The organism is Halothece sp. PCC 7418, from assembly GCF_000317635.1.
GTDB lineage: Bacteria > Cyanobacteriota > Cyanobacteriia > Cyanobacteriales > Rubidibacteraceae > Halothece.
Genome location: NC_019779.1, coordinates 2,639,606 through 2,654,976 on the forward strand (window position 1 = coordinate 2,639,606; position 15,371 = coordinate 2,654,976).

At 40.9% G+C, this 15,371-nt stretch carries 12 protein-coding genes; 9 read left to right on the forward strand and 3 right to left on the reverse strand.

What is annotated here, in order from left to right; all coding sequences use genetic code 11:
• Positions 1-22 precede the first annotated feature (22 nt).
• The 3 genes from dnaB to PCC7418_RS11915 all read left to right on the forward strand — a co-directional run bounded on the left by dnaB (position 23) and on the right by PCC7418_RS11915 (position 5,098).
• Positions 23-1,366, forward strand: a complete 1,344-nt coding sequence (gene dnaB / locus PCC7418_RS11905; protein WP_015226437.1) for a replicative DNA helicase — start codon at positions 23-25, stop codon at positions 1,364-1,366.
• 171 nt (positions 1,367-1,537) lie between these two features.
• A complete protein-coding gene (locus tag PCC7418_RS11910) occupies positions 1,538-4,456 on the forward strand; it encodes a CheR family methyltransferase (protein WP_015226438.1) in 2,919 nt (972 codons plus the stop codon).
• A 99-nt stretch (positions 4,457-4,555) separates the two neighbouring features.
• The gene (locus PCC7418_RS11915) at positions 4,556-5,098 is read left to right on the forward strand and encodes a PAS domain-containing protein (protein ID WP_015226439.1); all 543 of its coding nucleotides are present in this window, start codon (positions 4,556-4,558) and stop codon (positions 5,096-5,098) included.
• A 16-nt stretch (positions 5,099-5,114) separates the two neighbouring features.
• Here the strand turns inward: PCC7418_RS11915 and PCC7418_RS11920 are convergent, their stop codons facing one another.
• Positions 5,115-6,500, reverse strand: coding sequence for an IS200/IS605 family element transposase accessory protein TnpB (locus tag PCC7418_RS11920; protein ID WP_015226440.1), 1,386 nt, complete (start codon positions 6,498-6,500; stop codon positions 5,115-5,117).
• A 23-nt stretch (positions 6,501-6,523) separates the two neighbouring features.
• Between PCC7418_RS11920 and tnpA (PCC7418_RS11925) the strand changes: the two genes are divergently transcribed.
• From tnpA (PCC7418_RS11925) to PCC7418_RS11935, 3 genes are all read left to right on the forward strand, one after another.
• Positions 6,524-6,943 carry an IS200/IS605 family transposase gene (gene tnpA, locus PCC7418_RS11925; protein ID WP_015226441.1) on the forward strand — a complete coding sequence of 140 codons (420 nt, stop codon included), beginning with the start codon at positions 6,524-6,526 and terminating at the stop codon, positions 6,941-6,943.
• A gap of 336 nt (positions 6,944-7,279) precedes the next feature.
• Positions 7,280-9,274 (forward strand): bifunctional diguanylate cyclase/phosphodiesterase, encoded by a 1,995-nt coding sequence (locus tag PCC7418_RS11930; protein ID WP_015226442.1) that lies wholly within the window; start codon positions 7,280-7,282, stop codon positions 9,272-9,274.
• A 60-nt stretch (positions 9,275-9,334) separates the two neighbouring features.
• Positions 9,335-10,156 carry a CPBP family intramembrane glutamic endopeptidase gene (locus PCC7418_RS11935; protein ID WP_015226443.1) on the forward strand — a complete coding sequence of 274 codons (822 nt, stop codon included), beginning with the start codon at positions 9,335-9,337 and terminating at the stop codon, positions 10,154-10,156.
• Here the strand turns inward: PCC7418_RS11935 and PCC7418_RS11940 are convergent.
• Positions 10,136-10,819, reverse strand: coding sequence for a DUF4079 domain-containing protein (locus PCC7418_RS11940; RefSeq protein WP_015226444.1), 684 nt, complete (start codon positions 10,817-10,819; stop codon positions 10,136-10,138). The genes PCC7418_RS11935 and PCC7418_RS11940 overlap by 21 nt on opposite strands.
• 89 nt (positions 10,820-10,908) lie before the next feature.
• On the opposite strand from PCC7418_RS11940, the gene PCC7418_RS20590 reads away from it, so the two are divergent.
• On the forward strand, positions 10,909-11,058 hold the full coding sequence (locus PCC7418_RS20590) for a hypothetical protein (RefSeq protein WP_015226445.1): 150 nt from the start codon (positions 10,909-10,911) through the stop codon (positions 11,056-11,058).
• Between the two features lie 10 nt (positions 11,059-11,068).
• On the forward strand, positions 11,069-13,312 hold the full coding sequence (locus PCC7418_RS11945; RefSeq protein ID WP_015226446.1) for a glycosyltransferase: 2,244 nt from the start codon (positions 11,069-11,071) through the stop codon (positions 13,310-13,312).
• 179 nt (positions 13,313-13,491) lie between these two features.
• Here PCC7418_RS11945 and tnpA (PCC7418_RS11950) read toward each other — a convergent pair whose 3' ends face one another.
• Positions 13,492-13,905: an IS200/IS605 family transposase gene (tnpA, locus tag PCC7418_RS11950; RefSeq protein ID WP_041596249.1), complete on the reverse strand. Its 414-nt coding sequence runs from the start codon at positions 13,903-13,905 to the stop codon at positions 13,492-13,494.
• Positions 13,906-13,949: 44 nt separating this feature from the next.
• On the opposite strand from tnpA (PCC7418_RS11950), the gene PCC7418_RS11955 reads away from it, so the two are divergent.
• On the forward strand, positions 13,950-15,335 hold the full coding sequence (locus PCC7418_RS11955; RefSeq protein WP_015226448.1) for an RNA-guided endonuclease TnpB family protein: 1,386 nt from the start codon (positions 13,950-13,952) through the stop codon (positions 15,333-15,335).
• Positions 15,336-15,371 lie beyond the last annotated feature (36 nt).

Consider the following 15,371-nt stretch of genomic DNA (forward strand, 5'->3'; position numbering starts at 1 on the left):
AGTGAACCCTGATGAGAAACTGATGTCTGAATTTTCTGCGATTAGCGATCAATCCCTTCCTCCCCAAAATGTGGAAGCGGAGGAATCAATTTTAGGCGGGATTTTACTCGATCCAGAGGCGATCGCGCGAGTTGCGGAAATTCTCACGGCGGAGGCGTTTTATCTGCAAGCGCATCAAACCATTTATCAGGGCGCGATCGCGCTACATACGCAGGGGAAACCCACAGACTTAATGAATCTCAGCACTTGGTTAGCCGACCAAGAATTATTAGACAAAGTGGGCGGAAAAGCCAAACTCGCCCAACTCGCAGACCGTACTGTTTCCGCAGTCAACATTGACGGTTACGCGCAACTGGTTTTAGATAAATATCTGCGACGACAACTGATTAATTCGGGACATAAAATTGTTCAACTGGGATTTGATACCACTGAAGCGTTAAACACAGTTCTCGATCGCGCAGAACAAAGTATTTTCGCCATTACCCAAGAACGTCCCCAATCAGGATTAGTTCCTCTCAGTGAAACCCTAATTGAAACTTACGATCAAATCGAAGGGTTATATTATCAAGACCAACTCCCCGGACTCAAAAGCAGCTTTTATGATTTAGACAGCATGACCAGTGGCTTACAGCCGTCTGATTTAATTATTTTGGCGGGAAGACCTTCAATGGGGAAAACTGCCTTTGGTTTAAACATGGCGCGGAATATTGCGGGACAATATAAACTTCCTGTGGCGTTGTTTAGTTTAGAAATGTCTAAAGAACAACTGAGTCAACGCTTACTCGCTAGTGAAGCCAAAATTGAAAGTAATCGCTTGCGGTCGGGACGCTTAAGCCAACAGGATTATCAAAAACTCAGTAGCGCGATCGGAACCCTCTCCGATGTTCCCATTTTCATTGATGATACCGCAACCATGACCGTCATGGAAATGCGATCGCAGGCGCGACGGTTACAAGCCGAACACGGACAACTGGGCTTAGTATTACTGGACTACTTACAGTTAATGGAAGGGGGAGGAGATAACCGTGTCCAAGAATTATCTCGCATTACCCGCAGTCTCAAAACCCTCGCCAGGGAATTAAAAGCCCCCGTAATTGCACTGTCTCAGCTAAGTCGAGGCGTAGAACAGCGAACCAATAAACGTCCTATGCTGTCTGATTTGCGCGAAAGCGGAAGTATCGAACAAGACGCGGATCTAGTGCTGATGCTGTATCGAGATGCGTATTACAACCCTGATACCCCTGATCGCGATCTTGCTGAATTAATTATTACTAAGCACCGCAATGGGCCCACAGGAACGGTTAAACTGATTTTTAATGCGGAACTGACAGAGTTTCGTAATATGGCGCGATCTGACCATGATTAGAAGCGATCTACAGCAGTGACCAGTTGTTATAGTGCTACGGGCTGGGGAAAGGGACAAGGAGAGAGGAAGTTGGGGGTGAACCAAGAACGAATAATAAAGAACCCAGAACCAAGAACCCAAATTGAGATACTAACCAGTTATGATCGATGTCAGTTTTTATGAATCTTATTTATGTCATCCCAAGGAAAAACCGATCTCCAGAATACAAAAAACCCTAATAATACCTTTCCCATTGTTGCCATTGGTGCATCGGCTGGGGGATTAGAAGCCCTAGAAAATTTCTTTTCTCAGGTGACAACCGATAGTGAGATGGCTTATTTGGTGCTGGTTCACTCTTCGTTAGAACATCCCCATTTTCTCCCAGAGATTCTACAACGCACCACCTCGGTTCCCATTTCAATTGCTGAAAACGGTAATCAAATTTTTCCTAATCATATCTACATGATTCCCTCGCAAATGAGGGTTCGAGTAGAACAAGATTGCATCTATCTCTCGTCTGTTGAAAGACGAGAACTTCTCTTAACGATTGATATGTTCTTCATTGCACTGGCGGAAAATGAACCTCAGCGAACAGTTGGAGTAATTTTATCAGGAATGGGTAGTGATGGGACACTGGGAGTAAAAGCACTCAAAGCTCAAGAAGCCTTAATCTTGGTACAATCGCCAGAAACCTCAGCTTATACAGAAATGCCCGATAGTGCAATTTCGACGGGGGTAGTGGATGGAATTTTACCGCCAGCAGAAATGCCCAGACTGATTGAGCAGTATTTTCAGCAGCAAGGGATTACGGAAGAAGAAATAACCGCTCAGGAATGGTTGAGTGAAATTTTTAGCCTCATTCGCGCTCAAATTGGGCATGATTTTTCTTCTTATAAGCAAAATACACTTCTTCGTCGCATTAAGCGCCGAATGACTCTCCATCAAATAGAAACTTATGCTGAATATTTTAATTTTTTACAGGATCATCCCAAAGAAGTTAATAATTTATTTCGTGAATTTTTAATTGGTGTGACCAGTTTTTTTCGAGAAGAAAGTGCATTTGAATTTTTACAACAAGAAGTCCTCCCGCCTATTTTGCAGTCTATCCCCGATGGTGGAACGTTTCGGGCGTGGGTTTCTGGTTGTTCCAGTGGTGAGGAGGTGTATTCCTTAGCGATGATTCTGCGGGAACTGATTGATGAGATGCCAAAACAGATTAATTTACAGTTGTTTGGCACAGATATTGATCAACTGGCGATTGATCGCGCCAGAGAAGGGCTTTTTCCAGCGAGTATTGCCACGGATGTTAGTCAGCAACGGTTACGACGGTTTTTTCGACGGGAAGGTCAGTTTTATCGTGTGAGTCGAGACATTCGCTATTCCGTGGTATTTTCGCTGCAAGATGTCCTCAAAGATCCCCCTTTTTCTCGTTTGAACTTGCTTAGTTGTCGCAATCTCTTAATTTATCTGAATGAAGAAGCACAACGCCGACTGCTGCCTTTGTTTCACTATACGTTACAACCTTCAGGAATTTTGATGTTGGGGGGTTCGGAAAGTATTGGCAGTTTCCAAAATTTATTTCATACCTTAGATCTGAAACATAAGATTTTTCAACGGCGAGAAGTTGCGCGATCGCTGCGTCAATCTGTCCATTTTCCCACTGGAGCATTTCTTAACTTAGCTCGGCCCCGTCGCTCGGGGATGACCTCTCGCCAAAATGAAGACCAGAATTTTGAGCGACTCATTCAAAATATTTTACTGGAAGAATATTCTCCCACCGCAGTTCTCATTGAAAGTAATGGACAGATTCTTCATGTGCAAGGACGTACAGGGAAGTTTTTAGAAACGGTCAGTGGTCCCCCCACCAATAATATTTTTGATATGGCGCGAGAAGGCTTAAGAGTGGAACTTGCCTCAGCGATTCGATCTGCTATTTCTTCTGGTGAGATGATCACTCGGCAACAGATTCCTGTTCGCAGCAATGGACAACGGGAACTGGTGAAGTTTTCTGTCAAACCTCTCACCATGCCAGAAGGATTAGCGGGTCGCCTCCTTGTTTTATTGGAAGTGCTTGACACTGCTCTAACAGACGAAAATGAAGATAACACTGCTCAAAGTCTCTCTATGCAACAACGAGATGGGCGTATTGCTGAACTAGAAAGAGAGTTACAAAACACCCGCGAAAGCCATCAAACCACCATTGAAGAATTAGAATCGTCGAATGAGGAACTGCAAGCGACTAACGAAGAGTTAGAATCGTCGAATGAGGAACTGCAAGCGACTAACGAAGAGTTAGAATCCTCAAAGGAAGAGTTGCAATCGTTGAATGAGGAACTACAAACTCTCAACGAAGAACTACAAACCAAAGTGGAAGAATTATCCGCAGCCGAAGACGATATGCGGAATTTGCTCAATAGCACGAGTATCGCGACGATTTTTGTGGATCAGCAACTGCAAGTCAAACGCTTTACACCGCAAGCCCGAGAAATTGTCAATTTAATTCAAAACGATGTCGGTCGCCCCCTAGAAGATATTGCCACGAATTTACAAGAGGTGGAACTCGGTGCGGAGTTGCAAGAGGTTTTAGACACACTTCACTCAAAAGTTGAAGCAGTACAAAACCATGATGGCACTTGGTATCAAATGCGGATTATGCCCTATCAAACCACAGATAACCGCATAGAAGGGGCAATTCTGACCTTTACGAATATTGACGATTTGAAACAAATAGAGGCAGAAATCGCAAGTATTAATGTTGAATTAGAACAAATAAAAATTGTGATTCTTGATATTTTAGAGGCGAATACAAGCCCGTTAATTTTAATTGACCCAGACCAGAAGATTGTGAGAGCAAACCAAGCCTTTCATGAATTCATGAATCTGAGACTCGGGACAAACTTGCAATCCTTAGAACAGGCTTTATCGCAGCAAATTGGCGACTTTTTACAAGGCAATGAGGATTTTTCTGATGTTCCTTTTCTCTATACTGCCTCGGAACAAAATGAATGTTATTATAGGGTCGATGGGAAAGTAATCGGGGACGTTTTCAATGGAAACTATTATTTTTTATTAGCTTTTTACGAGGGAGACAATAATAATCTTGACAACTAGCACTTTTGATGATGTATCGTTAATTCTTGAGCAATTGGTTGCTCTCATTAAGCATCAAATACACCACACATTAAGTCTTACTAAAAAGAAAACCTTTATATGATTCAAGTCACTCGTCGGGGGGGGGAGATCATGGAAAAGAATATTTCTAATCAACTGCAAGAACTACGTCAACAAGCCCAAGCGCGTTTAAATAACCGCGTCTCACAAGCCCAAGAAGATCTAGAACTCTATCAAACTGAACTCACAATTCAACACGAGGAACTACGCCGATCTCATAACGAACTGAACAATCTTTACGAAGAATATTGGTATCTTTACCACTTTGCCCCTTGCGGGTATATCACTCTCAATCACAACGGTATCATTACCAAATTTAACCAGAAAGCCTTGGAAATGCTCGGTTCTAAAAATGCTCCCTTGAATTATTTAGGCTTTTCCCGTTTTATTGTCAAAGAATATCAAAACTCCTTTTTCGAGACCCTCCAAACTGCCGAAAAGAGTCTAGAAACTCAACATTTGGATTTAAGACTCATCTCAAGCAATGATGAATCGGTTTGGGTTCGCCTTGATATTCGACCTCACTTCACTCAAGGGGGTCAGGTCAGCCAGTGGCACATTACCCTGATCGAGTTAGACTAACGTGAACCCTCCCCAACTAAGCTGACGCTGTAGTTGGACGGGGCGTATAAACATCTGAGGAAACCTCAGATGACAGCCCCTCGGCTTCCTTATCCTTCCAAAGGACAGATAAGGTAACGGGAGTTCTCCGTTTGAATGAGGAACTTTTGCCATCATCCAACTGACCATCATTTCTGCGAGTCAGTTTTAATTTCTTAGCCCAGTATCTAGCACCTATGTTGTAACTAGCTGATAGGTCACAGTTATATTGTTTACCACTAGAAAACGTAGCTAGGGAATAATTCTTCTTGCTTCGTTTAACCTTTCCACTGCCATCAAAAGCAAAGCTAGAAGTCCCGCGAGGATAGACAAACTCGGTCTTACCGCCACCTTCAGCGAATTTCTCTTGGGTCAGATTAACCAACGCACGATGTAACCAACCATGAAAACGCTGTTTTAAGGTCGAGCCTTTACGTCCTCCTTTTGGTCTCCATCCTTTTAGTTGCTCGAAAACAATAACTGATGCTCCGTGTTCTGTGGCGAAGTCAACAATTTGCTTAGAAGAGTGTTGAGCTATATTTCGATTATACTGACGCGCTTTTCGATACCAAGTGGAACAGAAACCTTTGTGGAGATTTTTGGTAAGCCTCGCTTTCTTTCTAATTCGAGCTAAACGTTTATCACGACGGTCTATGTCAGCCGAGGGGTGAATGAACTTCCTTGCGGTTACAGTGCCGTTAGGATAAACGATACTGACTGTAGCTAAAGTATTAATTCCAATATCTACAGCACAAACACAGCTTCCTTCTTTTTTGGCGGGATTAATCTTAAAAGGAACACTGAGTTGGCATCCTTTTTTATTAACGATTAAAGCAGGAGATTTGATTTCAGCATGATTCAGCAGATGTCTATCTCTCTTTCGAGAAATAGCAACCTTAGTCCATATCCAATCACTCCCATTCCACACTTTAATTTCAGTGACAGTCAAACATTCAGAGAACTTAATGCACTGTCCTTTATAAAGAGAAGGATAACAACCCGTGTTTCCATTTAATTTTGGGGGTTTAGCATCTTTTCTACTCCTAATCCCAGACTGCCATCTTTGATATCGGGTGAAAAAAGAAGATACTTGTCCAATTGCAAACTCGATGGCGGAACGTCTTAAATAAGAAGGAAATTTATAAAACCTTTTTCCAAAATACTGATATTTAGGATTCGGATTTTTACTGGTCTGATGAATCAGTCTTTCTACTTCCGAACACCGACTTTTAGCATTAGCAATCGTTGTCCAGTGAGCATTAACAACTCCTACTAAAGCATGACAAAATGCTCTGTACTCCTGAACCGTCAGCCTTAGATATTGCTGTTGTTCAGGAGTAGGAGATAAATGCCAAGTATCGGTACGGATGATAGAATGATTCATAATAATTAAATTTTAGCTTAGTTATGGAAAAGTCGTCAAGCCTTAAAACAAGCAGTCATAGTACGTATAGACTTCAGTATCATATTATCTTTACAGTTAAGTACAGGAAACAGATCCTTACCAAAGCTATGCTACAAAGACTAGAAGAGATTTTCTCTGATGTCTCTGGGAAGTGGCGATGTCGGTTAGTAGAGTTTGGTGGTGAAGCAGACCATGTTCATTTACTGGTAGATGCTCATCCTGCTATGGATTTATCCCGTTTTGTCGGGAACTTAAAAACTGTATCTTCTAGACGAATGAGAAAGGAAAACCAAGAATACTTAGAGCGGTTCTTTTGGAAGCCCTATTTTTGGAATAAGGCTTATGGCATTATCAGTATTGGTGGGAGAGCGAATTTAGAAACGTTGCTTAGTTATATTCACCGGACAAGATGCCCCGACTAACTAGCGACTAAGCCTTCGGCTGTAGTCGTAGGATGCGTCGGGGCGTTTGCTCAAGACACTATTTTTTTGGTCAATTTAAGTTATGATTATTCCTAGATCAATTAAATCGTTTAACTCAGTCACTGACTAGAGTTAACGACTGCGCGATCGCTGCTTGCGATTGTTTGAAAATTCAGGCATTAGCAAGGAGACTGGTAAAGAAATTTTACGGCACTTGCTATGCTTCCTAATTCTGCTTCCTTAAAAAGGGGGACAGGGTTAAGCAATTAATTCCTAATCTTATGATAAATTCTGTGACCTGAAAATGATATAGCACACAGTTGAAGGTGATATGAAATGGACAAATATCTAGCTCGTCGCACACAAGACCTACGTCAGCAAGCCCAAGCTCGCTTGGAACAGAGAGAAAGAGAAACCGATCTCAACGAGATGACTCCTGCTGAGTTAGCCCACGAACTAGAGATTCATCAAACGGAATTAGAAATTCAATACGAAGAACTCCAGCGAGCTTATGATGAATTGAGAAGCCTCCATGAAGAATTTTGGTCACTGTATGAATTTGCTCCTTGCGGGTATGTTACCTTAAATCCTCAAGGAATTATCACTCGGATCAATCGTCGAGGGACTGAAATCTTAGGAACATCCCAAGCTCCCCTCACTAATTTAGGATTTTCTCGTTTTATCGCTCCAGAGTACCAAATGTTGTTTTTTACTGCTTTTCGGGAAGCCAAACGCACGGGAGAAAGGCAAAGTTTAGAATTCCAACTGCTACCTCGTGATCAACCTCGGCTTTGGGTTCATTTAGATCTGCAAATGAGGGTGGATGAAAACGGAGATCTACGACAATGGCAACTTACACTAACAGATATTAGTGCTGAAAAAGAAGGGGAAAAGGCGCGAGAAAAGGCTGCAAGACTGCAATTAATCAATGATTCAATCCAAGGGGGAATTGCTTATGTTGATCGCGCACAATGTTTTCAGTTTGTGAATAAAACCTATCAAACATGGTTAGAACGAGATGAAAGCGAAATTATTGGGAAAACCATAGAAGAGATTATTGGGTCTGAGACTTACAGCAAGATTCGTCACCACATCGAAACGGCTTTTCAAGGACAAACCGTTACTTATGAATGCCAGATTGTGAGTCAAGAATTAGCCCAACGAGACGTTTTAGTAACTCTAGTTCCCGACTGCAATGAGCAAAGAGAGTTTGAGGGCTTTTATGCCTTAATTACCGATATTACAGAGCGCAAGCAATTAGAATTTGCCTTGCGGGAACAGGCGGAACGGGAACAACTACTGAACTCGATTACACAGAGCATTCGCCAAAGTTTAAATTTACAAGAAATTGCCACCCATACCCTCAAGAAGATTGTACAACTTTTTGCTGTGAACCGTGCTCTATTGGCGGTTGCTAATCCCCGTCAACAAGAGTTTGAATTAGTTCGTCTGATCTCCAGCGACGGAGAAGAAGGAGTGAGTGATTCTGCAATTACAACTTGTGACTATGCTTTGGCTCAAACCTTATTTCAGGATTATGATTGCTTAGTTGTTTCGGATGTCAATAATGAAAACGTTTGTGCTGAAGTCCGAGAAGTTGTAGAAAAATGGGAAGCGCGATCGCTGCTGGCGATGCCGATTTGGTACAATAACGAATTACAAGGGGTACTTTGCTTGCAAATGTGCGATCAAGTGCATTACTGGAGCAACCGTGATCTAGATTTAATCCAAGAAATTACAGACCAACTCGCGATCGCGCTGCGTCAATCGCAACTGTACGAACAATTGCAACAGAAATTCAAAGAGCATAAAAAGCTCCAAGATCAACTGCGCTATGAGGCAATCCATGACCAACTGACGGGTTTACCGAATCGTGCTGTTTTAATTGACCGTTTAGAAGAACTGTTAAAATCCACCCCTTATGCTCGTTTTGCAGTGTTATTTCTCGATTTAGATGGTTTTAAGTCGGTTAATGATACGCTCGGACATACGATTGGTGATCAACTGCTGATTATTGTCGGGGAACGATTAGCGAATTGTTTGCGAGAGGATGATCTGTTGGTGCGCTTTGGGGGGGATGAATTTGTGATTGTTTTAGATGATGTTACAGAGGAAAACAGCGCGATCGAAGTTGCGAATCGGATTCACCAAATTTTAACCCGACCTGTGATGTTGAATGGAGTTGAGGTCACGATTGGAACTAGTATTGGCATTGTTTTCGATAACCCCAACTATACCGATGCCATGCCCATTTTACGGGATGCGGATATTGCTATGTACGACGCGAAAAATAGGGGTGCATCTTATGTGATCTTTAATTCTGACCGATAAGAAGATCATTTTGGAAAAGTCAAGTCAAGATACCTTTTCAGGAAGCCTTACCTATTTCTTATGAAAACGCGCTTAACTCAAATCCAATCATCTCCCGCACCGATTCGGATTATTCTATTTTTGAGTTTATTGCTTTTTTTCTGGATTCCCGTTGCGATTCCCGTGCAACTTTATTTTAATGAAAATCCCAATCTTGTTAGTATTTTAGTAATGGGATGGTTGTTTATTCTATTTTTTATCCTCATTAAGGTAATCGGTCAGATAATTTACCAACAAAGTCATCCTTATCAAAATCTGGGCTTGGTGAGAAGTTCTCGTAATGGGAAAGAACTTTTACGGGGCTTAAGTTTAGGGTTAGTTTTAACGTTTAGTTTATTTATCTTACAGGGCGCGATCGGATGGTTGAATTGGCAAGATAATACGCTTCCTTTGTGGCGTTTAATATTAGAAGGAGCATTAACGGGAATTGGCGTTGCGTTTGCTGAAGAATCTGTTTTTCGCGGTTGGTTATTAAACGAATTAGAGCAAGATTATTCTTTAAGAATTGCCTTGTGGGCGAGTGGCATTATTTTTGCTGTTTCTCATTTTTTAAAACCACTGCCAGTGATGTTAGAAACCTTACCTGCATTTCCTGGATTACTGTTGTTAGGATTGGTTTTAGTCTGGGCAAGACGGAGAAATCAAGGGCGATTAGGACTCGCGATCGGCTTACATGGGGGCTTGGTTTGGGGGTATTATATTGTTGATGTCGGGCAACTCATTACTTATACAGAAACGGTTTCTCCTGCAATAACAGGGATTTATGGTAACCCGATTGCAGGAGTGATGGGCTGGCTATTTTTACTAGGATTAGCTGTTGGGTTACAGCCCAAGAAAAATTAAGCCTGGGGGGGGTGTGTATAAGCCAATTTCAAAAATATCTCGCGTCCCCGTGATGCCTTGACCTATAAATAATAACAGCGCGATCGAATTTAAGACAATATGAACTCTGCGCCAAAATAAGGATTTATCTTTGTAGATTTCATCAATAATGGCTAAAGAAAAAATCATCAGTAAAGCAGCAATCATTCCATAATAATAGTGGGAAATATACCACTCTGCACTACGCCTAAATACCCCGTCTTGGCTTCCTAATACCACTAATCCCATCCCCGTTAAGGTGGCAAAAATTGCCCGCCACTGTTTCGCTCTCGCTTGATATAAAAATACTAAAGAAGCAATGGTCAAAGCAAACATTAAAACGATAAAAATCGCTTGGGGAGGGTTTTCAGTAAAGAGTTGATTTTTAATAATATTCTTAGACAAAATCGCATGGGCAAAGGCAACTAAAATAATCCCCACGACAGATGCGGATAACCATTTTCCCAGTTGAACATGATCGCGCCCGACCACAGGAGGAATTTTACTTTTTTTATTCCCAGCTTTGATTTGTAATCGTCGTTGGCGAGTCGCCCAAGCAAAGTTAACAACGATACCAATCAGGGGAAAAACAACAATAACAGCCAGTGCGGGATGAAGTAAAGTTAACCAGTTGTCTAGTGTCATCATTGACCTCAGAACAGAAGATTTCAGGGAAGATAAAAGCCAGATCAGCTTAAAAATTAGGCTTTGATCAACCCTTTTTAAAATAACTGATGATTGGCGACAGCAGATTATATTTTGCTGAGGATTTCCTTAAAAATTTATTGATTTCTAATCATCCTGTTTTTGGGAAGTTTTCAGGTGATGAAATTAAATTATGTTCAGTAGAATTAAACTGGACTCAAGACCAAGAAACAAGTTAAGTTAATCCTGATGACAATTTCTGAATTTAATTCACAACGCCTTTCTCGTCGGTTTCGCTGGCGGGTGTCACGTTTACGGCTGACAACATTCGTTTTATTGACTGTTATTCTGATTGCTGCTGGTATCGCGATCGCGTGGTTTGCTGGAGAAGGTACAATTACTCAGTTATTTGACCAACTCTATCAACTGCAACAGAATCCCCCGCAACTGTTAGAAGCCCCGATGAATGCTTCAAGAAGACAGTTATTGCTACCCGCTTTAATTTTATTAGGCTTGGTCTTTATTATTACAAAAACTGTTCCCACTCCCAGAGGGTGGGCAAGATTTGTGATTGTTGTAATTTTATTAGCTTTAACAGGACGTTATCTTGTGTGGCGATCAATGACCACATTAAATCTGAGTGACCCGTTAAACGGAACCATTAGTTTAACCTTATTTGCCCTCGAAATGCTGATTTTAGTGAGTAGTGGCATTCAGCTATTTTTAATGTTAAATGTTAAAAATCGTTCACCACAAGCGGATCAACTGGAACCCGATGTTAAATCTGGAAAATTTCGCCCCACCGTTGATATTTTAATTCCCAGTTATGATGAACCCGAATTTATTTTAAGACGCACCATTATCGGTTGTCAGGCGATTAATTATGAACCGAAACGAGTTTATTTATTAGATGATACGCGCCGACCTCATATTAAAGCCCTCACTGAAGAATTAGGGTGTGACTATATCACACGCCCGACCAATGAACACGCGAAAGCGGGCAACTTAAATAACGCTTTACCGAAAACAGATGGGGAATTAATTGTTGTTTTTGATGCCGATTTTGTCCCCACTAAGAACTTTTTACAGCGCACGGTGGGATTTTTCCAAGATGAAAATATGGCGTTAGTGCAGACCCCACAAAGTTTTTATAATGCTGATCCGATCGCGCATAATTTAGGCTTAGAAGATATTTTAACCCCAGAAGAAGAAGTCTTTTATCGACAAATTCAACCGATTAAAGATGGCGCAGGAAGTGTGGTTTGTTCGGGAACTGCCTTTATTGTTAGGCGATCCGCTTTAGAAGCAGCAGGAGGCTTTGTCACCGAATCTTTAAGTGAAGATTACTTTACTGGAATTCGCATTTCCGCACAAGGCTATCATCTTGCTTATTTAGATGAAAAATTAAGTGCAGGGTTAGCAGCCGAGAATATTGGCGCTCATATTACCCAAAGAATTCGGTGGGCGCGAGGAACATTACAAGCCTTTTTTATTCAAGCCAACCCATTAACAATTTCTGGTTTAAGTTGGAAACAACGTCTTGCCCATTTAGAAGGTTTATTGCATTGGTTTACCAGTTTCTCTCGAATCTTTTTCTTATTGATGCCCTTGGCTTACTCATTTTTAAGAGTGCTTCCATTACGCACCACAGTTGAAGATGTCATTTATTTCTTTTTACCCTTCTATATTGTTCAATTAACTGTATTTTCTTGGCTCAATTGTCGGAGTCGATCCAGTTTACTCTCTGATATTTACTCACTGGTTTCTGCGTTTCCCTTGGCTGTAACTGCAATTCAAGTCCTGATTAATCCCTTTTCTTCTGGGTTTAAAGTCACCCCGAAAGGCGTTAAAGGAGAGAACAAAATTCGTTTTAACTGGACATTAGCAATGCCCTTACTGATTCTCTTTATCTTAACCGCAATTAGTTTGTGGCGTTGCTTAGGAATGACAATTATGGGAAGTGGTCATGACTGGCGTTTAGGCTGGGTTTGGAGTGCCTATAATTTATTTATGTTAGGAACAGCCCTCCTGATTTTATTAGATATTCCCGCCCAAGATGTGTATCAATGGTTTAATTTACGGCGAGTTGTTGCTGTAAAATTTGGCAATGAAACGATTTGGGGAGTCACCACAAAACTGTCAGAAGTGGGATTAGAAATGGCACTCACTCATTCAGTTGAACTCCCACCTCATTTAGAATCTTATGCCGTGAAGTTAGAATTAGTTGAAGAAAAAATTACATTACAAGGGGTGATTACTGCTTTAGATGGAAATGGAGAGTTTCCGCGACTAAAAATTCAGTTTGAAAACTTAACCACGGAACAAAATCGAGATTTAGTGGAACTCTTATTCTGTCGCCCTGGACAATGGTTAAGTAAGTCTTCTCCAGGAGAAATTCAGTCTTTATGGATTTTATTACGAATTGTTTTAAGACCTAATTTCTTATTCCGAAATCGCCAAGAAATTAAAGGAGTCCAAGTCGCGCAGATTTAATTAATAAGAGAAAAGCCATAATCAACTCTCACTAATGGTAGGGTGGGCAAGGCAAACCCTACAGGAAAACAGTCATTCATCCATCCGTTTTGAACGGATGGACGGGGCTTTCAAGGTGCGGAGGAAACCTCCGCACACAGCCCCTCATGAATGACGACTAAGGACTTTAGTCCTTTGTGTCATTTTCCTCTTTGATTCTCAATATACTTCTTAATTGTTTCTGAACTGACATTTCCTGCTGTACTTACAAAATAACTGGGAGTCCATAAAGTGGGAAGTTTTTTCAATTCGGGAAATTCCTTCCTCAAATGATGAGAAGCCCGTCCTTTAATTTTTTTAACCACCACACTTGGGGCATAAGTAGGATCGGTATTCAAAAAAAGATGAACATGGTCTGGCAGAATTTCGCAAGCAATCAGCCTCCAATTATTCTCTTTACAAAGTCCAAATATAATTTCTTGGAGACGGTGTTCAATTTCTCCAACTAAAACCTTTTTTCTTCTTTTTGGACAGAAAACAAAGTGGTAGTTAAGGAGAGTCACTGAATGTGGATTTCTTCTGTATTCGTCAGGCTGATTTTTCCTTGACTGTATGTTGATAATACAAGTACAATATACTTAATGTAACAACTAATCCCATGTCATATCAAACGACTAAGTTGAACATCACAAAAAATATCAGTGACCAAACTAGAGATGTTTTGGTATTTCTGTGCCACGAAGCAAATAATCTTTGGAATACAGCGGTCTATCAAATTAGGCAAAACCACTTTGCTACTTGTGGAGTCCGAGAATTTTTTGATAAAAATGACTGCTTTCGTCGTCAATTCAGGGACAAAAAAGTAAAAGTTAGTTATCCTCAACTTGGTAAAGACTTTAAGGAAAACCAGCATTATCAATGGCTAGGCGCACAGCAAGGTCAACAAGTCTTAAAATCAGTCGAGGAGGCGTTTAAGTCTTATAACGAACTGTTGGAAATGTGGTTCAACGGAGAAATTGACCAGAAACCAAAACTCCCAAATTATAGAACAAAGGGAGGGTTATGTGATTTTACTTTTCCACGCCAATCTCTTCGTTTTAATCACGAAAATGGTTCTTGGTTTTTGCCAATGAGTAAAATGATTAAAGAACATTGGGTAAAAGAAAAAGAGGAGTTTTCAATTCCCTCAGTCAATTATATTGGCGATACCAATGTCGCAGAAATCAGAATCCTTCCTCAGCATGGAAAACTTTGGGCGGAACTTGTTTACAAGGTGGAAGAAAAAGTGGCGACCGATTTAGATTATTCTCAGGCTTTGGGATGTGATCCAGGAGTAAATAATCTGCTAACTTGTGTCTCCACTCTCGGAAAAAGTTTCATTGTTGACGGACATAAAATTAAGGGTGTAAATGCTAAATACAACAAAACAGTTGCTAAATACAAACAAGGGAAGTCGGATTTTTATTGTGATGAATACTTGGGTGAGTTAACCCATAAACGATCATGTTTTATGCGTGATGCTGTGAATAAGACAGCACGGTTTATCATTAATTATTGTCTTAATCATCGTATCGGTAACATTGTTTTCGGTTGGGGACAAGGAGTGAAAACAAATTGCAATCTGGGTTCAAAAAATAACCAAAACTTCGTACAGATACCCACAGCTAGGCTCAAGAATCAAATTAAAGAGTTGGCAGAATTAGTGGGAATTAAGTTTACTGAAACCGAGGAAAGTTACACCTCTTGTAGCTCATTTTTAGATAATGATTACTTGCCAGTGTTCGGCGGCGAGAAACCTGCCAACTGGAAAGAATCAGGAAAAAGAGTTAAAAGAGGGCTATATCAAACTCGTAAGGGTAAGTTAATTAATGCTGATTGTAACGGTGCAGCTAATATCCTAAGAAAGGTAAGTACACAGTTAGGCTTAGGTCTAACCGAGGTATGTCGGGCAGTCTTGAGTCTGCCCAAGCGGTATGATGTTTTCAGTTTGCTGAAGAAATCATACCGTAAACGCGGAGAAGTGAGATTTAATCTCGCTTCGTAGCAACGTTTGGAATCTATGTTTTTCAAAACATGGAGA